This window comes from Peribacillus sp. Hz7, assembly GCF_042136355.1.
GTDB lineage: Bacteria > Bacillota > Bacilli > Bacillales > DSM-1321 > Peribacillus > Peribacillus asahii_A.
The window spans coordinates 200164-218901 of record NZ_JBHHJV010000006.1 but is presented as its reverse complement, the minus strand read 5'-3'; the positions used below and the strand labels follow the sequence as shown (position 1 = coordinate 218901).

At 37.1% G+C, this 18738-nt stretch carries 17 protein-coding genes; 5 read left to right on the top strand and 12 right to left on the bottom strand.

Translation table 11 applies throughout. The annotated features are described in order from the left end of the window. Positions 1 to 302: 302 nt before the first annotated feature. The 3 genes from ACE199_RS11290 (at position 303) to ACE199_RS11280 (ending at position 2060) form a co-directional block, all read left to right on the top strand. Entirely contained in the window at positions 303 to 695 is a 393-nt protein-coding gene (locus ACE199_RS11290; protein ID WP_375349854.1) for a DUF1259 domain-containing protein, read from the top strand. 378 nt (positions 696 to 1073) lie between these two features. Continuing rightward, positions 1074 to 1427 carry a hypothetical protein gene (locus tag ACE199_RS11285; RefSeq protein ID WP_375349852.1) on the top strand — a complete coding sequence of 118 codons (354 nt, stop codon included), beginning with the start codon at positions 1074 to 1076 and terminating at the stop codon, positions 1425 to 1427. 147 nt (positions 1428 to 1574) lie between these two features. Then, the gene (locus tag ACE199_RS11280) at positions 1575 to 2060 is read left to right on the top strand and encodes an HXXEE domain-containing protein (RefSeq protein WP_375349851.1); all 486 of its coding nucleotides are present in this window, start codon (positions 1575 to 1577) and stop codon (positions 2058 to 2060) included. Between the two features lie 1213 nt (positions 2061 to 3273). Here ACE199_RS11280 and ACE199_RS11275 read toward each other — a convergent pair. Next, positions 3274 to 3399: a hypothetical protein gene (locus tag ACE199_RS11275; protein WP_257467276.1), complete on the bottom strand. Its 126-nt coding sequence runs from the start codon at positions 3397 to 3399 to the stop codon at positions 3274 to 3276. A 258-nt stretch (positions 3400 to 3657) separates the two neighbouring features. Further along, complete coding sequence (locus ACE199_RS11270; protein ID WP_375349850.1) at positions 3658 to 4839, bottom strand: acetyl-CoA C-acetyltransferase; 1182 nt, start codon at positions 4837 to 4839, stop codon at positions 3658 to 3660. 826 nt (positions 4840 to 5665) lie between these two features. Here ACE199_RS11270 and ACE199_RS11265 point away from each other — a divergent pair. Next, the gene (locus ACE199_RS11265) at positions 5666 to 6571 is read left to right on the top strand and encodes a LysR family transcriptional regulator (protein WP_375349849.1); all 906 of its coding nucleotides are present in this window, start codon (positions 5666 to 5668) and stop codon (positions 6569 to 6571) included. A 387-nt stretch (positions 6572 to 6958) separates the two neighbouring features. Here the strand turns inward: ACE199_RS11265 and ACE199_RS11260 are convergent, their stop codons facing one another. The 9 genes from ACE199_RS11260 to ACE199_RS11220 all read right to left on the bottom strand — a co-directional run bounded on the left by ACE199_RS11260 (position 6959) and on the right by ACE199_RS11220 (position 16243). Further along, the gene (locus ACE199_RS11260) at positions 6959 to 7618 is read right to left on the bottom strand and encodes an anti-sigma factor domain-containing protein (RefSeq protein ID WP_375349848.1); all 660 of its coding nucleotides are present in this window, start codon (positions 7616 to 7618) and stop codon (positions 6959 to 6961) included. Between the two features lie 59 nt (positions 7619 to 7677). Then, positions 7678 to 8223 carry an RNA polymerase sigma factor gene (locus ACE199_RS11255; RefSeq protein WP_375349847.1) on the bottom strand — a complete coding sequence of 182 codons (546 nt, stop codon included), beginning with the start codon at positions 8221 to 8223 and terminating at the stop codon, positions 7678 to 7680. Between the two features lie 96 nt (positions 8224 to 8319). After that, positions 8320 to 8808: a hypothetical protein gene (locus ACE199_RS11250; RefSeq protein ID WP_375349846.1), complete on the bottom strand. Its 489-nt coding sequence runs from the start codon at positions 8806 to 8808 to the stop codon at positions 8320 to 8322. Between the two features lie 38 nt (positions 8809 to 8846). Further along, a complete protein-coding gene (locus ACE199_RS11245; protein ID WP_252289607.1) occupies positions 8847 to 9650 on the bottom strand; it encodes an extracellular solute-binding protein in 804 nt (267 codons plus the stop codon). 563 nt (positions 9651 to 10213) lie between these two features. Then, positions 10214 to 11002, bottom strand: a complete 789-nt coding sequence (locus tag ACE199_RS11240; protein ID WP_375349845.1) for a glucose 1-dehydrogenase — start codon at positions 11000 to 11002, stop codon at positions 10214 to 10216. Between the two features lie 257 nt (positions 11003 to 11259). Next, positions 11260 to 11736: a 2,4'-dihydroxyacetophenone dioxygenase family protein gene (locus tag ACE199_RS11235; protein ID WP_375349844.1), complete on the bottom strand. Its 477-nt coding sequence runs from the start codon at positions 11734 to 11736 to the stop codon at positions 11260 to 11262. Between the two features lie 216 nt (positions 11737 to 11952). Beyond that, positions 11953 to 13251 (bottom strand): MFS transporter, encoded by a 1299-nt coding sequence (locus tag ACE199_RS11230; protein ID WP_375349843.1) that lies wholly within the window; start codon positions 13249 to 13251, stop codon positions 11953 to 11955. Between the two features lie 213 nt (positions 13252 to 13464). Then, positions 13465 to 14520 (bottom strand): TauD/TfdA family dioxygenase, encoded by a 1056-nt coding sequence (locus ACE199_RS11225; protein WP_375349842.1) that lies wholly within the window; start codon positions 14518 to 14520, stop codon positions 13465 to 13467. 415 nt (positions 14521 to 14935) lie between these two features. Then, entirely contained in the window at positions 14936 to 16243 is a 1308-nt protein-coding gene (locus ACE199_RS11220) for an MFS transporter (protein WP_375349841.1), read from the bottom strand. A 550-nt stretch (positions 16244 to 16793) separates the two neighbouring features. On the opposite strand from ACE199_RS11220, the gene ACE199_RS11215 reads away from it, so the two are divergent. Then, positions 16794 to 17567: an SDR family NAD(P)-dependent oxidoreductase gene (locus ACE199_RS11215; RefSeq protein WP_375349840.1), complete on the top strand. Its 774-nt coding sequence runs from the start codon at positions 16794 to 16796 to the stop codon at positions 17565 to 17567. A 136-nt stretch (positions 17568 to 17703) separates the two neighbouring features. Here the strand turns inward: ACE199_RS11215 and ACE199_RS11210 are convergent, their stop codons facing one another. After that, positions 17704 to 18711, bottom strand: a complete 1008-nt coding sequence (locus ACE199_RS11210; RefSeq protein WP_375349838.1) for an alpha/beta hydrolase — start codon at positions 18709 to 18711, stop codon at positions 17704 to 17706. Positions 18712 to 18738 lie beyond the last annotated feature (27 nt).

Below are 18738 nucleotides of genomic sequence, written 5' to 3'. Positions count from 1 at the left end.
GTTGTTTAAATTCTTGTGTAAATGTTCTCCGCTCTCTTTTGGTCATGGTAGGTTCTCCTCGTTTATATTAACTGTAGTCTACTTGACCTTAAAATTTCTGTCCAACTAAGTGTAGCCTATCCACATTGTCCAACCGTTAGTAAAAAAAAAACGCCTCCACATATTGTAGAAACGCCCCATTAGTTAAATAAGAATCTTCTTTTGTTGCATATAATCAACGAAATACGCATTAACATCACGATTATTAGTTCTAGACCTTCCCCTTAATTCATAAATTTTAGAAAAAAATGAGGTGTTTTACTATGCTGAACTTCCATGATATATGCCATCAATATGCTCAAATTGTTAACGGGAAGGCTAGTGTGAAACATGGAGTTTGTTCAGTAGAAATCAATCGAAATCTTCATGTCACTATTCAAGGACGTCCAAGTCGTGGTGAACTTCACGCAGGAATATCGTTTGAATCAATGGATCACGAAGGAAATGCACTTAATCTTGGAGAAGTTGTCCTCCTAGAAGAAGAAATCTCGCCTTTTGTTAATATATTAGTTCGTAATAACCTAATCATAAGCGCTATTCATAATCACTGGATTTTTACCAATCCCAATATTTTATATGTTCATTTTCAATCTGTGGAACCTCCATTAACGTTTGCACAAAAAGTCGCAAAAGCCTTTAGTGTTTTAAAACTTTAGATTACTTGACTCTTCGAACGGATTATTCCCAGCAATGTTAGTCTCAAATTATCATAAATATCTATTTGTTTTTATAGAATTTTAAACTTTGTTAAATGAAAACAGCACTACAGACTCATACTGTTTAGCCCCCCCTACCTCCATCTCAACATGGAGGTTTCTTAATGTCAGTTAGAAAAGCAGGTAAAGTATGGTCACTTCGAATGGATGATGGAATTGATAAGCGAACCGGCAAACGGAAACAAAACATCTAAATCCTATGAATATAGCATTTTTTTCATATTTTTAGCTACATCAATATGCTAAAATATCCCTATAATATAAAAGAGGAAGAAGTTAAGGTTGTAATATAACAAGAAGGAAAGGGATTTAATTTATTTGTTAAAATCAAAAGTATTTATAATAACTGCACTAATATTTAGCCTTTTATCTATATTTATCATCCAAAAAAGAGAAGTAATTTTCCAAGAGGGAAATCCTATTCCATTAGTTGTAGCTATATCAAAAATGATTTTTCAAGATAGAGAAATGGTTGACGTGTGGAAAGATGAAGAATATTTAGTGAAACAAGGAGAGTTCGCACCTTTTATTGAAATGATGGATAGAGACGGATGGAATTCAGTTGAAATAATAAAAAATGCAAATCATTTAGTTTTTGAGAAAGATAATATGACGAAAAGTATTTCTTATAAAGATTATACAAGGTACTACACAATAATTTATTCCTATTAGGCTACTACAGATAGCCTTTATTCAATAAAGAAAATACTTAATAAGCTGTTTAATGTTATTCACAGACAACAAGAAGCAGATATTGTCCTATATCTCGATATTTGTTAATTTAAACAATCAAACAAACAGTTATAAGGAAGTGGATTTATGCAAGAATCACTTTTAATTTTCTTTTGTTTAGCCATCACATTACATAATTTAGAAGAAGCTTTATGGTTACCACAATGGTCTCAACAACCTTCAAAATTTCAAAGGGCAGTAAGTGCAAATGAATTTCATTTTGCTGTGTTGGTTATTACATCACTAGCTTATTTATCTGCATTTAGTTATTTTTATTTTCCTGAGTCTATTCTAGTTAAATGGGTGTTTATTGGATTTTTAGGTTCAATGATACTTAATGCCATTTTCCCTCATCTTCTTGCAACAATTGTGATGAAAAGATATGCACCTGGTCTTTTAACAGGGGTTTTACTAAACATTCCTATCAATTCTTTAATATTATATAGAATGTTTATGGATGAACTAATTTCCTTAAAAGAAACTGTTTTTTCCACAATTATTGTAGGAGCAATTTTAATATTAGTAATTCCTTTATTATTTAGAATTGGGAAAAGAATATTCCCTGTTTATTAATTTCTTTATAGTTAATTTAGAGGCTTTACATAAAGATATTGCTCGTGAATTAAATAACTTTATTACTCAATTTTCACGCCAACAATCATAAATATGATTAGAACTTAAACAACTTAAACAACCTTCCAAAAATATAATAGTTGGAAGGTTTGTTGGTTTTAGAATTATGAAATTAAAGGACTTTATTATCACTAAACAGATACAAGATAAATTCCTGTATCTGCTCATATCCAATCACAAGTTATTGATAGAGCTAAATTTTGTTATGTTGTTGATGAATGTCATTGTCTGTCATTTGAACATATCTCCGTACCATCTCTATAGATGAATGTCCTAAAATCTTTTGAAGGGTCATGACATCCCTATTATTTTACAAGTGATATTTTACAAATGTAGATCTAAATGCGTGAGGTGAAACCCTTACACCTGTTATACCTGCATCTTTTCCATACCGCTTGCCCCTTTATATAAGCCTAACTTTCTCAATGATATTTCTATAAACAGTTGTAAAGAGGTATTCATTATTAAATTCTTCTGTTTCTGCAATCAGCCATCTTAATAATTTATTTGTTTTTTGACTGACTAGAACAACATTCAAAGGAACTCCAACCCTTGATCAATTTTACAGGTATAAAGCAAAAAAACCTGATAACTGAAAAATCAGTAATATCCAAGGGTTTCCGTAAATAATGACCTGTGAGGGACTTGAACCCCCGACCCCCATCCTGTCAATCTTATTAAGTAAAATCAATCTAGTTCAACGGAATTAAATAAGTCCAGAAAAGATTAATATATCAAGGTTTGTTAAAGGTTCAAAATTAGCTCAGTTAAATAAGTTTAGCTCAAAAAAATAAGTATGTTAGCAAGATGTCGAGCAAGTGGTCCACTAAAATCAAATTGAATAAAGCAGTATAATACATTTCTAACTCTGTATTAATAAAAAAACTAAGTAAGGGATAATAATTATTTTTTATATCCCTCACTTCACATGGTTTGAAAAGTGTAATTTTAAAAAGGTTATTAGCATTTTTATATCATGCCGCCCGTAATACGAGAGTGTGTAACATCTTTAAATAGAATTTACCGTTTTTCACTTCATTGCGTTAGCAAAATATTAACATTTTGTCAGCACACACTTGACTACATATCGATTACAAAAAAGTAGAATTAACTATAAACAAAATCTCAACTCTTTTTAAAGTTCAATTATAAATTATTTTTTAGATAAACTTTTTATTAAATCTTTTAGACTGTTAAAACCAAGTGCATTTAATTCTTTCTGCATCCCCTCAGAATAGAAGTTTTCATAACCGAAGATGCTGCCTTCTCTTTCGAACATGGCTTTCCCTCTCTCAATCATAAGGTTGCTAATGGAAAAAACTAATGAGAAACTAGTTTTTTCTTCAATATTGGTATAAACAATTTATAATTCACTTCTTTTCTACAAAATTGGCAAACAAACTTTGTGGAAGAAGCCTTTTCAACATGAGGTACTTGAATTGAATGGATTCCTTTAATCAAATGTTCCTTACAAACATAAATCATTACAATCCCCGCCTTACCATTGTGAGAGCATGTAATTCTATAGAATGTAATGTTACACAGATTCAATAATCATGGAAATTCCTTGTCCTCCGCCGATACACAAGGTAGCCAATCCATATTTCTTTCCTTGATTTTTCAATTCAATTGCTAATGAATTCAATATTCTTGCACCACTTGCTCCAACTGGATGACCTAATGCGATTGCACCCCCATTTACATTCACTTTCTCCCGATTAAGTCCAAGTTCTTTTTCGACAGCAAGGTACTGGGCGGCAAACGCTTCATTCGCTTCAATCAAGTCGATATCATTCATGCTTAAACCTGCTTTTTTTAATGCGATTTTAGTTGCTGATACAGGGCCGATTCCCATGATACTTGGGTCGACTCCAGCTATTCCCCACGAAACAATTCTAGCCATTGGCGTTACATTTTGTTTCTTTGTCACATAAGATTCGCTGGCCAAAATTATAGCTGCAGCTCCATCGTTGATACCACTGGCATTTCCAGCAGTAACCGTTCCGTCCTTTTTAAAGGCTGGCTTTAAATAAGCTAACTTTTCTAAGGTAGCATCATGGCGAATATGTTCATCCTCCTCAATATTAATTTGTTTTCCTTTATTCTCTACAATAACAGGCGTAATTTCCTGTTTAAACCGTCCTTCTTGCTGTGCTCTAGACGCTTTCTTTTGCGATTCTAGAGTAAATTGATCTTGTACGTCACGCCCTATTTCATATTGAGTAGCCAGATTTTCCGCCGTCATCCCCATTCCGCAACCCACATATTCATCCGTTAACGTCGCCCAAAGCATGTCATCCATTTCAGGAGATTTTAAACCCGTTCCAAAACGAACATTCCTTAAAACATGAGGTGATTGACTCATATTTTCCGTACCAAGGGCTAGAACGACTTGTGCTTCGTCCAACAAAATCGTTTGTGCTGCAGAAACAATGGCTTGCAAGCCGGAACCGCATAAACGATTGAGTGTTAAAGAAGGGCTCTCAATCGGTATCCCGGACTTTAAGGCTACATGCCTACCAAGATAAGTTGCATTTTTTGACGTATGAATAACATTACCAGCAAACACATGCTCAATTTCTTTCGCTTCCACCTTACTCTTTTCAATCGCTCCCCTGCTAGCAATCACTCCAAGCTCCACAGCAGAAACATCCTTTAAAATTCCACCAAAACTACCAAACGGAGTTCTCGATCCTCCTAAAATATAAACATTGGTCATTTGTCATTCCCCCTAAACCAGTTTTTCAATTCGTTTGACTAATTTACCTTAGTTTTCAATTCTCCTATCAACAGCCACTATTCGTTCTATATCCTAATTAGTAGCTCAGAGGCCATAAAAAGAAGCTCATACTACATTATTTTTTCTACTCCATCACTATTGAAATTTCGGAAAATAATGACGGGAACAAAAATTGTACAGACAGATTCATAATCTAGTACATTCCATCCTAGGGAAAGTACTTATCTTCCTAACGATTCCCCCCTTTACTCGCATGGAAGCGATTTTTTTGATTATTCTTACTATTATGATATTGATTATACTGATAAGTTGTAGTTAAATAAAATTAAAGATTTTAATTTGCAAGTAAGTTGGACTACTATTTAAAGCCTAGTGGGAATCTACCAAGCACTAAAACATAAAAAGAACTATAGCCAAAGACGGTATACCTAATAATCCTCGATATTTTTACTAGTTTTATTCCCAACTAACGCGAAGCTAGGCAAATGAAAGGATGTGAATAAGTAGCTCTTAAGTACAAATGATAGAACAATCTCGCTAGCTTTTAAAGCTACTGTGCGATTGCTTTACGATTCATCTCAGCAATAGTTTCAGCCACCAGCTCTTCCATCGCAGTCAATCAAATCGCAATTGGTCAGCAAAGACACTAGCATCTAAACAGTCTTGCTTAACAAGGGAATCCTACCTTATCTTGAAAAGCAACTTTTCTTACATTACATACATGATCTACCTTTAATTTCCCCATCGATTGAGATAACACAATATTTATTTTGGATAGGAATATACTAATATAAGGAGAAAAACTATGAACTTTGAACAATTACTATATATTGTTGAAGTCGCAAAACACAACTCCCTCTCTATAGCAGCACAGAATCTTCATGTGACTCAATCTGGTATTAGCCAGTCCATTACTGGTTTAGAAAAGGAATTAGGACTAAAAATTTTACATCGCTCACGGGGACACGGTGCTGTACCAACCGATGAAGGCAGAATTATTCTGAAACAAGCCTACGAAGTACTAAAAAAGCTTGAGGAAATAAAAGAGAAAGCCAACTCATTTAATTCGACGGAAGTAGGGGAATTAAGAGTATCTTCTATACCTGGTTTAACGACGGTTCTAGTAAAAGCTTTAGCCGCTTTTAGACAGGATTATCCACATGTAAATGTGAAAATAAACGAAAAAAGCGTTACTTCTGTGATAGAAGATGTTCGCCAGCATAAGACCGACATCGGACTAATTGCATATTCATCAGATTGGAACATAAATATGGAAGGAATCGCTTTTGAATCACTGTTAGAAGGGAAGCAGAAAGTCTATGTTTCCAAACAATCTCCCTTAGCATTTATTAGTACCATAACTCCACAAGAGATACTTGATCAAACTCTTGTTACCTATTACGGTGAATTTATGCAGTATTTTGTGCAAGATTTCTTTAGCAAATATAAGCCCTTGAAAATCTTGTTTACAGCAAATAATTTGGACGGAATACTACAAGCTATCATTGAAAATTTGGCTATTACATTTGCCCCTGATTTCATCATGAAAAATTATATTCCTGTCATAAATGGGGAGATCATTCCGATTGATTTGGTGAATCATAGAGGTGTAAATATTTCATTTGGTCTGGTTCTATCTGAAGATAAACATTTATCCATTTTACCCAACAAGTATATTCATTATCTAAAATCCCAAATTACGAAAAGTTAACAAAAAAAGAGTAGCCACTTCGTCTTAAATGGACGCTGGGCTTCTCTTTTTATATGAATCTATCATTTAAAGTTTGCTCCCAACTACTGGTTCCATCCCTTTAGCCGTGCAATAGTCATAGTATCAGTTCTGAATCAGTTGAAAGAGATGTATGTTCAGTGGTTTGAATATACGAGAAAAAAAACTCAATGTGACCTGACAAAAACGAAAGATCACTTTGAGCTTTTAATAAGAAGGGAGAGGAATTTTTCTGAGCGAAAAAATTCCTATACTGTAGCTTTAAAATAAAGTTTGATCATTTTGGGTAAGTTTCTTGAACATTAGCACCCGATCGTAATATAAGGTTAGCCAGATATTAAAAATGTATCTGTCCTTTTTTGTTACCATCTATGACCCGGCTATTTTTTCTCCCCTTGGCTGGCTGCCGTTGGCGTCCGGTTCGACAGTGATGCCGATTTGATCAAAAGTCTGCCCTTCTGCAAGCTGATAGGTCAGTATTCCGGATCCGTTTTCGTCCGGTTTGAATATGCCGCCATTTTCCCTCGTGCCGTTTTTCAGCAGCCAAACCTGGTAAACCTGTGAACCTTCGACGCCGGGCAATTCGTGAACCTGCACCACCAAATTTTTCTCTGATTCCTGTTGGACAATATAGGCGATGCCGTTTGTTCCCGGGTGGCTTTGATTAGCTGCTTTTAAGGGAATGGCCGTTAAAATTTCAATGGGTATATTTTCGGCATGGCGATTTTTTTCCTGTACATTCGCTATTCCAAGGCCAATAATCGCGAGCAACAAGACGGCCACGATACTGGTTGAAACTGGAGTGAACTGGCTTTTGAGCATCATGACAAGCTTGCTCATCTTAGCCATGAATGGTTCCGTACCGCTTTTCCTTTCGTGATCAAAAACAAATCCCAGCACCTCGCCTTTTAGCGATTCAGGCACCTCGATTTCGGTATAATCAAACGGCAAAGCATGCCAGACCTGGGACAATTCTTGATATTCTTTCTTACACTCCGTACAATCCTTTAAATGTTCAACAAAGGCCATGTGTTCGCTCTCCTTGAGCTCATTTGCTATATATGGAATTAAATGATCACAATCCCTTCTCATTTTATATCCTCCAGTTCCAGATGCTTCCTCAATCCTTTAAGAGCCTGATGAAGCCTGCTTTTAATTGTGCCGAGCGGCTCTTGTTCCAGCTTGGCAATCTCTGAAAGAGAATACCCTTTCCAATAAAGCAAATCGATTAATTTTCTTTGAGCCGTCGGCAATTTGTTTTTCGCTTTCGCAATATCATTCGTATTTACTCGTTGCTCGATTGCATTGGCAGGGTCGGCGATCTCTTTATGTTCCTCTTGATGGTGTTGCGTCTGCCTCTTCTCTTTGCGGAGATAGTCAATGCAAATATTGCGGGTAATCGTGAGGAGCCAATTTACAAAGCTGCCTTGAGAAGGATCGTAATGGCTGTTTGTTGTCCATAGCCTCAAAAAGACTAACTGAATAATCTCTTTCGTCTTATCCTCATTCCCATTGCAAAACTTCATAACGAAGCCGTAAACAAGCTTTATATATCGATCATAAAGCTCCTCTAATGCGTGACCGTGTTTTTCGCTTACCAATCTCATTAATTCCGCATCGTGTTTTTCTTTCATGTGGCACTCCCTGCTATTGGATAAAAATATATTGCCATTACACTATTTTAAAAGTAAGTATGGGAACGACCGCGACTGATCGTTCCCTAGGCAAACTTATTCAAATTCTGTTTTGCTGTTTACGACAAACCATACCTCTTTTACTCCTTGTCCGTTTACATCCCCTTCTTGCTGGTCTTTTGCAAAATAATAGAGAGGAAAGCCTTTGTACGTGACCTGCTTCTCCCCGTTGTCTTCTCTTGTGATTGTATCGAAATCCTTTTTATCAAAACCTTCCGGGACGGCGAAATCCTCCTGGGTAAATGCCGGCCAGTTTGCTAGGCAGTCTCCGCTGCAATTGCTTTTTCCTGCTGCGTCCTTTTTAAAGTAATACAGGGCCTTTCCCTGTGGATCCGCCAGGTACTCTCCAGCTTTCTCATTCTCCAAAAGCTGGAGGCTGTCAGCCGGGGCTTGTTCCGATTTAGTTTGTTCCGTTTGGGCTTGATCGGGTTGATCCGTCGCTGTTTTTTCCTCAGTGCTTTTTCCGCAGGCAGCCAAAGCAAAAATAATCGAAAGTATCGCGAGGGTAAAAATTCCTTTTTTCATGTATGTTCCTCCAAGTTTTTTAGATTTAAGGCTCATCCTTACTTCCAGCCCCATTTTTGAAAGATTTGGTGAGATTCTTCCGTTCTTAAATAATCAATAAATTGCTGTGCCTCTTTTTTCTGATCGGTGATTTTCGTCAGGGCGATTGGCGTTCCACGATAGAGCTTTTCTTCTTCAGGCAGTTCGACCAGGTCGGTCATATCCTGGAGCCGGTAATGCCACGATTCATAGGTAATCCAGGCGTCCAGGCTGGAATTCGATTTCCATCGTTCAATGGCTTCGGCACTCGACTTTACAGAAAGGTTAATATTTTGGGAAATGCCTTCGATCAGCCCTTTTCTGCCTGCCAGGTCTTCCCACAGGCCAAGCTGGCCAGCCCCATTCACATCGATTATTTTTACTCCCTTTTTCGTTAAATCCTCCAGACTTTCAATCTTCTTAGGATTTCCTTTCCTCACCAATATTCCTGCAGCACGCGGGTAAAGCTCCGTACGTGATTTAGTGTCGATCATTTCGGGGTGGTTAAAAATGAAGTCCTGCAGCATATACTCGGAGCCACCGAAAATAATATCTGCATCCTGCTTTGCCTGGCCGATCCAATTGCCCTCTGGTCCGGCTGTTACTTCCACCTTGATTCCCGTTTCAGCTGAAAAATGTTCAGCAGCTTCCTTAATCGGTCCAAGTGGTCCGCCCGGTCCGTACACCCGGATGACATGATCACTTTGGCTGGAATTTGGTGTCGCCTGTAACGCTGGCTTACGGTCCATTTTTGCATAGGCTGACAATCCGGCAGCCATAATGACAAAGAGCAGTAGAGCTGATAGGAACACGATCTTCTTCATGATTCTTCCTCCATTTCATACATGATTTTTATCGGTACTATTAAAGGAAACGAAGGGAGGCTGTAAACGGTTTGATTATAATTGCAAAATAGTTAGAAAGTTTCATAAATCTATTGAAAATTAGTCTGGTGAAGAATAAATAAAGGTGTACATGTTGGTTTAAAATATAGTTAGAACAGAAATATTGAATAAGCCTTTATTTTACGGAAAATAAAAAGAATCCATTTTGAAAAAAGATTGATTAAAATGGATTCTTTACTTACTAATTGGTATTGCGATTTTTTTAGGTTTGCTTTCATTACAAAAGTATAATTTCTCTATAAGATACCACTTAACCTTCTTGAAGTATTCTCCTTCAATACCCTTAGACAAAAATTATCTAAGAGAAAAAGTATCGCAACATTTTTATAAACGTCGCGACTTTATTTTAAACATCGCATCTTTTTTACAAACATCGTGACTCTATTTCAAAGCCATATATACAATATATAAAAATATCAGTAAATAAATAGGGGATAAGTAAAGGACTGTGTTTCCTCCCAAACTTTTAAGAAAGAACCTTTTTACTTAGCTCCAAGTCCCCCATCCACAACCAATATTTGTCCCGTACAATAATCAGAAGCTGTGGAAGCAAAGTAAAGGACCGCTCCTACTATATCATTGTCTTCGCCTAATCGTCTTACTGGAACTTGGGAGGCAATGATTGGACCTGCTTTTTGGACAAGCGTTCCCGGTATTTCTGGGTTATTCATTCCTGTTTGGAAAACGCCAGGAGCAATAGAATTCACAGTCACGCCATGACGCCCCCACTTTACAGCAAGGTCCTTCGTTAACGTCATAACAGCACCCTTACTTGTTGTATATCCAATAGAGTCCACAGCTTCTGGGTCAGTCCCTTTAAATCCAATACTAGAAGAAATATTAATGATTTTACCGTATTCATTTTCAATCATATGTTTTCCGACAGCCTGACACATCAAGAATGTTCCTGTCACATTAATATCCATCATTGCTCTCCATTGTTCCAAAGGCATTTCAGTAGCAGGCGCTTCATAAACTGTTCCACTGCTATTGACTAAGATATCAATCTTTCCAAAGTGAGAAATCGCTTGATCTAAACCTTGTCGAACCGATGCAGGTTCTGTTACATCCAAAGCGAGGGCAATGGCTTGGCTTCCTAACCCTTCGATTTCTTGTACCACTTTCTCGCAAACTTCTAAACGGCGTGAACATACTACCACATTGGCGCCTGCTTCTGCCAGCGCCAGAGCCATGACGCGCCCTAACCCACTACCGCCTCCTGTAACTATTGCTGTTTTTCCTGTTAAATCAAACAATTTTGCAGATGACATTCCAGATCTCCTCCTAGATACTATTCACATAGAAGCGCTTTACATAGCGATCACAGTAAATATTTTTAATATTCAAACTATTATGTTATTAATTATACTGATAAGTTATAATGAAAGAAAATTAAAGATTTTAATTTGCAAGTAAGTATGACTAATATCGCTGAGCACGGTCCAGACTTACTTCACTCCTAATGAAAGAGTGAAAAAAGAGAAGCATCCTCGTCAGACAATAGACTTCTCTTTTTTTCAAATCACTATTAAAATTGAGTCACATCAATAGGTTGAATTCCTTCAGCTGCACAATGATCATGGTATTTTTGTAGGAATGACTCCCAATTATCTCTAGCAATAATTTCTCCATTCTCATTCAAATAGTCTAATGTTGCCTCAACAATATTTAACGTAATAACCTCTTCATCCCCTACAGATTCAGGTGTATGTTTGGATCCAGCAGGCTCATAAACAACATCCCCAGCATTGGAAACCCAATCATTCTCCATATACCTCCAAGAACCTTTAACAGTATGCACAATAACCGTTCCAGGATGGAAATGGGTAGGAAGCTGTGTACCCGCAGGAACTTTTAACAGGGTAATAGTTTGTCCCGTTACTGGATTAGCCTTCAATAACTTAAAATGAGCCACTCCAAAATAAGGAATCCATGGTAAATCATCTGGACAGATATTACTTGCATCATATACTTCTACAGCTTTTACAGCTTTTGCCTTACTCATTCAAATCCCCTCTTCCAATGTAAGTTTTGAAATCCGTATATTGATAGCGTTTACAATAGGTAGCTCATTAACTAGTACGGATTTGTTAATTTTTAGTATACTTATAATTCTTTATTTAATAAAATTATGATTTTTAATATGCAATTTAGTCACATTAATATATACCAGTAATTTCCTTAGCCAGTCTATTTGGTCAAATTTAGAATTCCGATAAAATCAATGATTATAACTAGCTTCCTCCTCCGTTTTTATCGTTGTGTTGCTTCGCTTTGAAGGACGTACACTAACCCAAAACAATATTCCGATTACGAACATCATCAAAGAAGTTGATTGAAATGCATAACGATATCCGATTGCCTCAGTCGCTGCATATTGGATAAAATAACCGAATACAACTGGTGCAATTATACTTCCCATATTTGAAAGAGCAATATATGCTCCCTGTGCTTTTCCAATGTTTTGGGGAGAAAAAAAATCCATTAAAATGGCGGGTGCAAGTGAAAGAATAACATATGCAAAACCTGGAGCAAGGGTAAAGAAAATCATTGAGATCACACTCGAATTTACGACACTTCCAAGATATAAACAAATTGCGGACACCATCATCATGAAGCCTGCAAGATTGATTCGTGCTTTACGGATATCTCCTGTTTTACGATAAAGCCAATCGGATATCATGGCAAATCCAATTAGGCTAATGGCAGCGAAAAGAAAAGGTAAAGACACAGCTAGTTTTAATGTTTGACCTGTAAACTGTTGAACTGTGGAAAAGTAGGCTGGATACCACAACCCTTGAATAGACAATACCCAAAAGGCACAACTTGCACATAAAACAATAACAACAAAATTTTTAGAAAAGAGATGTGGAAGAAACTGACGCCAAGACACTTTAGAGAGGGCCGATGAATGTTTCTCCTCTTGATCAAACGAAGGTAACCCGATTTCTTGTGGACTTTCTTTACCGTAAAACAACCAAAAACCCATCCAAATTAGTCCAACAATACCCATCGCGATAAAAGCAGATCTCCATCCATATATATCAATTAAGGAGATTAATAATGGTGAAGCAATCGCAGGTCCGATCATTGTTCCAAACAATACAGCAGCAAAGCCTATCCCATGTCTTTCCTTCGGGAACCATTTCCCCAATATTGACGTTGATACAGCAGCTGATGGACCTTCGCCTGCTCCTAAGGCAATTCTGGTTAATATCAGAAGAGACAGACTGGAAACAAAAGGCGTGACAAATTGAACACCCACCCATATCAGTGACAGCCAAGTTAACATTTTTTTCGTATTTTTCGTATCGGCCATGCCTCCAAGTAAGAGAGAGGATATCGTAAATAACCAAAAAAAGGAACTTCCTACAAGTCCCCATTGTGAAGGACTTAAACTTAACTCTTTCATTAAGGGTACGGAAACCAACCCGATGATAATTTTATCAACCTGGTTAACCATACCAGAAATAACTAGAAACAATAAGATTAACCAAGAATATTTTGGTGTCTTCGACATAAAAACCCCCCCTATTTTTACCATTTAGGGGAGTACCAATAAGGCACTCCCCTTCACATAGATTATTTAGTATTCGTCTGAACGGTAATAAAGTGAAATTTCCACTCGGGCATATACTCCTAACCGATTTTCTTCGCTTCTTTGAATCTTAAGAAGTGAAATTTTACTTCCCTTTAATTTTGACTAAAAGTAATCTTCTGGATATAAACTCAACTACCTCAAATTTTCTATAATACCGCCAGCTGTTTTATCACGTATAGGAATACCGCCGCGTCCCGGTTTGCCTGTTTTCTCATCAAAAAACATAGCGAAATCTGGGGAAATTTCACGTCCATTTGGCATTGTGAGCCATAATCTTAATAAATGACGTTTCCGATTAGGTTCTTCATAATCCTCGTATATTGTACGTGAATGAAGAACGGTATAATTATTAACGAATTGCATATCACCAGGTTCCAGCATCATATTAAAATGCATTTTTTCATCATAAATGAGAGAATCCATTAAATCATAAGCTTCCAATTCAACTTTTGATAAAGAAATACCCGTTTTCTCTTGTGCCGATTCAACATATCCTCGATTATATCTACAGCTCAATTTTCCATCATAATAACTAAAGACCGGTGATGAATATACAGGAGATTCACCTGGCGCTTCCTCACCACGACGATCTATAAAAAATGGACGATAGAGAATGCCAAGATATTCTGGGTACTTCTCAAGAATTTCATTGTAAACAGCTATTGAACTTACAATACTACTAAGACCTCCAGCTTTCGCTTTACGAAGGCTTAATAATCCTACGACGTCAGAACCATCTGGGTGAAAAGGAAGATGTGCATTGGTTTGGTAACCACGTACATTGGAATCATTAATATTGAGGCCCTGATCCATGACATGTCCTAAAAGGTCACCTTTAGCGTTTTGCGTTACCGGAATACCCATGTGAAGTCCAAGACCATAGTAAATGATGCCTGCTTCTTCGTCCGTATATCTTTCCATCGGTAATCCACGAATTAATAGAAAACCTCTTCCATCCTCTAGCTCATCAACAAAGTAAGAGATTTCGTTAACGAGATCCGGAATCGGGAAGTCCTCCTTATTAAAATTAGGTGCTTGTAAACCTTTTTGTTTAACATGATGTAAAGCATTTTCAAGAGAGACGATTGTTTTTTCAGACAAATAATAAATCCATGAATTATTTTTCGCTAGGTCAATCCCTTTCCATGCTACCGGTCCTTGAATTTTCCCCTTAAAAATAATCGACATACACACTCCTCCTTCAATAAGATGGTTAGCTTTCCAACTCCAGTGAATTGTCTTAACTCTTTATGCCAAATTTCCACTGTAGTTTTTTTCTAATCTATCTTTTAAATAAAATGAGCTACCCAAAAATAAGGAATCCATGGTAAATCATCTGGACAGATATTACTTGCATCATATACTTCTATAGCTTTTGCATTACTCATTTAAAACCCCCTCTTCCAATGTAAGTTTTGAAATCCGTATATTGATAGCGTTTACAATAGGTAGCTCATTAACTATTACGAATTTGTTAATTTTTAGTATATTTATAATTCTTTATTTAATAAAATTATGATTTTCAATATGCAGTTTAGTTAAATTAATATATACAAGCAATTTTCCTTCCCTTTATCTTATTAGCTTTTAGATTTACATGATTCTAACTAGCATCTTCCTTATCTTCCTTATCTTCCTTATCTTTTATCGTTATATGACTTCGTTTTGCGGGGCGTACACCCATCCAAAACAATACGCCGATAATAATCATCCCAACAGCAGAGGCTTGAAACGCATAATGATATCCTAATGCCTCAGTCGCTGCATATTGGATAAAATAACCGAATACGAGGGGAGCAATCATACTTCCCATATTTGAAAGAGCAATATATGCCCCTTGTGCCTTTCCGATGTTTAGGGGAGAAAACAGATCCATCAATATAGCGGGTGCGAGTGAAAGCATGACGATTCCAAAACCTGGAGCAAGAGTGAAGCATAGAAGAGAGATAGAACTCGAATTCACAGCACTTCCAATATATAAACAAATAGCCGATAGCACCATCATAAAACTAGCCAGATTTACTCGCGCTTTCCGAATATCTCCTGTTTTGCGATAAAGCCAATCTGATAACATGGCAAATCCAATTTGGCTAAAAGCAGCGAAAAGAAAAGGTAGAGCCACAGCTAGTTTTAACGTTTGACCACTAAACTGTTGCACTGTGGAAAAGTATGCCGGATACCACACCGATTGAACGGATACTAACCAATAGGCACACCCTCCAGCTAAAACGGTCAAAATAAAATTTTTAGAAAAAAGATGCGGTAAAAACTGGCGCCAAGGAACTTTCGAGATGGTGGATGAATGCTGTTCCACTTGATCAAATGAAGGTAATCCGATTTCTTGTGGACTCGCTTTACCGTAAAACACCCAAAAAACTAACCAAATCAGTCCAACAATCCCCATCACTACAAAAACAGATTTCCATCCATATTGATCAATCATGGAAATTAAGAATGGCGAAGCAATCGCAGGTCCCATCATGGTTCCAAACAGAACAGCGGCATAGCTTATCCCATGCCTGTGTTTCGGGAACCATTTTCCCAACATAGTCGTTACTACAGGAGAAGCTGGACCTTCTCCTGCCCCCAAAATGATTCTTGTTAATATGAGCAGAGAAAAACTAGAAACGAAAGGGGTAGCAAATTGAACGGTCAACCAAATCAATGACATCCACATAAACAATTTTTTAGGGTTTTTGGAATCAGCCATTCCCCCAAGTAAAATGGATGTTATGGTAAAAAACAAATAAAAAGAACTTCCCACAAGTCCCCATTGAGAAGCACTTAAATCTAGCTCCTTCATTAGAGGGACGGAAACCAAACCGATGAGAATTTTATCGATTTGGTTGATCATAGCAAGAAAAACAGCAAACATTAAGATAATCCAAGAATATTTTGGAGTGCTTGACATATAATTCCCCCTAATTTTCATAATTCAAATAAAGAATGTGAAAAACCTTCCCCATTCTCCAGCTCGCCCGCAAAGTAAGCGGTTTCAAATAATAAAATCTCCTTGTTTGGTTCCTGATGGCTATAGCACTTCTGTAAAACGTCTCAATAAAACGAAAAGGCTTTCATAAATATCATGAAATGCTTCCTCCTTTTTAATATTAATAATATTATAACTATTCTGAATATAATTATATCCATTACGACCCTCATGCATAAAATTAAATAATTTAAACTGCAAGTAACTTACACTTATATTCAACAGAGGAACAACGATAAATAGTGAAAAACTACTACAAAATGGCCTCAATCCTCTCTCATACTCCATCATCCTATTAAAAAATAGCCGTACCTCTTTTTACATTAGTCACACTTAAGTGTAAGTTAAAATAATTAATTTTATATAACGATCATGAAAAGGTAGAATCAAAGAGAGAAACTGTTTAAATATTCAAAAAAACACCTTGAGTTTAGTCGTACAGGGTGTTGAATCAAACTAGGAGGTTAAATCTATGGACTTACAGTTATCAGGAAAAAAAGCACTCATTGTAGGAGGAAGCCGAGGGATTGGTAAAGCTATTGCCCGCCAACTGGCTTTAGAAGGTGTGGATTGTACGATTTGTTCAAGAAACGAATCCTCATTACAGAAAGCGGCAGAAGAATTAGCGCAAGAAACCAAACGAAAGATTTATCCCATCGTGGCAGATACCTCGAATCCTAACTCGATCCTCAATTTAGCTGAAAACGCAGCAGCTGCGATGGGTAGTATTGATATTCTCATCAACAGTGGCGCTCGCGTTGGCGGTACAGAGCCAGAGAATTTTCACGAGATTAAAGAAGAACTTATTTTGAAAGATTTTGAAGAAAAGTATATGGGCTATTTTCGCACGATGCGAGCTGTAGCTCCTTATATGATTGAAAATAAGTGGGGGCGTATCATCAATATCAGTGGTCTCGCTGCTAGAATTGGCGGCAATTATTTTAGTTCCGGCCCTCGTAATGCCTCTGTTGTTCATTTAACGAAATCTGCCTCATTGGAATTAGGAAAGCATGGAATTAATGTCAATGCGATTTATCCAGGAATTGTTGATACGGAAACGAATAGAAAACAATTCAACACGGAGGAAGCTGTAAACCAAGCAGCCGCCATGAGTCCACTTAATCGCTTGATTACACCGGAGGAAATTGCTTATGTCGTTACCTTCCTTGCTTCACCGTTATCAGCATCGATTACTGGCGATGTTATTTCGGTAACTGGCGGCATTGGGAATACGGTTCATTACTAAAACCCATTCTCACAAATAATAGATGAAGATCTCATTCGTAGAACAGACCAAGAACATGGTTTGTTCTACGATTTTTTATACAGTATGACAAACAAAAAGACACCTCTATTGATTCATAAAGGTGTCTTTTTATCATTTATGATGTCGTTTGATGGTTCAATGAACAATCCGAACAGTCTTTACATTTGGAGGTTTTAGTATTCCTATTAGTACTACCATTCGTAGCATATAAGAACCCCTTGATTCTAGAAATAGTCCGTTCAATATGCTTCGAAAAAACATCCATATTAGCAAAATAACCGTGAATCATACCTGATTCACAAGCATATTCCACTTTGACACCACATGCTTTCAAACGCTTAGCATATGCCCTGCCTTCATCACGAAGCACATCATTTTCCGCCGTAATCACAAAGGCTGTCGGTAAATTACTTAAATCTTCCGCAATTAAGGGAGAAGTGTACTCATGATGCTTGTCCTCTTCATTTCTTAAATAATGATCACGGAACCAAAACAAAAGCTCGCGATCCAAACCAAATCCTTTTGCAAATGTTTGATGAGACTCTGTATTAAACTCAAGGTTTGTAGCAGGATAAATCAAGACCTGTGCAGAGATGCTAGGACCTTTTCTGTCTCTCGCCATCATGGTAACAACAGTTGCTAGATTGCCACCCACGCTGTCTCCTCCTACTATCAATCTCGAAACATCTCCGTTAAAGGAGGAACCTTTTTCATACACCCATTCTAATGCTGCATACGCGTCTTCAACTGGGGTCGGAAACTTATACTCTGGAGCAAGACGATAGTTTACCGATACGACAATACTACCCGTCCTATGCGCTAGCATGCGACAACTGCGATCGGTCGCTTCGAGGTCTCCCAAAACCCATCCTCCACCATGGTAGTAAATAAACAAAGGGAAGGGACCTTGCCCTTCCGGTATATATACCCTGCATTTGATTTCAGCATCTTTGCTTACTGGAATCATCAAATCCTCTACCTTCGAAAGTGAATCTGATGAATCAGGAGGTTGTGGGGCTTTTGAAAGCATCTCTCGCACAGTTTGAGGATCCATTTTATGAATAGAAGGCATCTGATTAAATACTTGTAAATATTTTTCTGCTTGCGGATCTACATATGCCAAGAAACATCATCCTCCCTTTGCTTTCTA

Bases quoted from the DNA above. Each gene is read 5' to 3' on its own strand.
- ACE199_RS11245 (WP_252289607.1), bottom strand. From the start codon at position 9,650: ATGAAGAAGATCGTGTTCCTATCAGCTCTACTGCTCTTTGTCATTATG.
- ACE199_RS11290 (WP_375349854.1), top strand. From the start codon at position 303: ATGCTGAACTTCCATGATATATGCCATCAATATGCTCAAATTGTTAAC.
- ACE199_RS11250 (WP_375349846.1), bottom strand. From the start codon at position 8,808: ATGAAAAAAGGAATTTTTACCCTCGCGATACTTTCGATTATTTTTGCT.
- ACE199_RS11220 (WP_375349841.1), bottom strand. From the start codon at position 16,243: ATGTCAAGCACTCCAAAATATTCTTGGATTATCTTAATGTTTGCTGTT.
- ACE199_RS11260 (WP_375349848.1), bottom strand. From the start codon at position 7,618: ATGGCCTTTGTTGAACATTTAAAGGATTGTACGGAGTGTAAGAAAGAA.
- ACE199_RS11265 (WP_375349849.1), top strand. From the start codon at position 5,666: ATGAACTTTGAACAATTACTATATATTGTTGAAGTCGCAAAACACAAC.
- ACE199_RS11240 (WP_375349845.1), bottom strand. From the start codon at position 11,002: ATGTCATCTGCAAAATTGTTTGATTTAACAGGAAAAACAGCAATAGTT.
- ACE199_RS11215 (WP_375349840.1), top strand. From the start codon at position 16,794: ATGGACTTACAGTTATCAGGAAAAAAAGCACTCATTGTAGGAGGAAGC.
- ACE199_RS11280 (WP_375349851.1), top strand. From the start codon at position 1,575: ATGCAAGAATCACTTTTAATTTTCTTTTGTTTAGCCATCACATTACAT.
- ACE199_RS11235 (WP_375349844.1), bottom strand. From the start codon at position 11,736: ATGAGTAAGGCAAAAGCTGTAAAAGCTGTAGAAGTATATGATGCAAGT.
- ACE199_RS11230 (WP_375349843.1), bottom strand. From the start codon at position 13,251: ATGTCGAAGACACCAAAATATTCTTGGTTAATCTTATTGTTTCTAGTT.
- ACE199_RS11275 (WP_257467276.1), bottom strand. From the start codon at position 3,399: ATGTTCGAAAGAGAAGGCAGCATCTTCGGTTATGAAAACTTCTATTCT.
- ACE199_RS11270 (WP_375349850.1), bottom strand. From the start codon at position 4,839: ATGACCAATGTTTATATTTTAGGAGGATCGAGAACTCCGTTTGGTAGT.
- ACE199_RS11255 (WP_375349847.1), bottom strand. From the start codon at position 8,223: ATGAAAGAAAAACACGATGCGGAATTAATGAGATTGGTAAGCGAAAAA.
- ACE199_RS11225 (WP_375349842.1), bottom strand. From the start codon at position 14,520: ATGTCGATTATTTTTAAGGGGAAAATTCAAGGACCGGTAGCATGGAAA.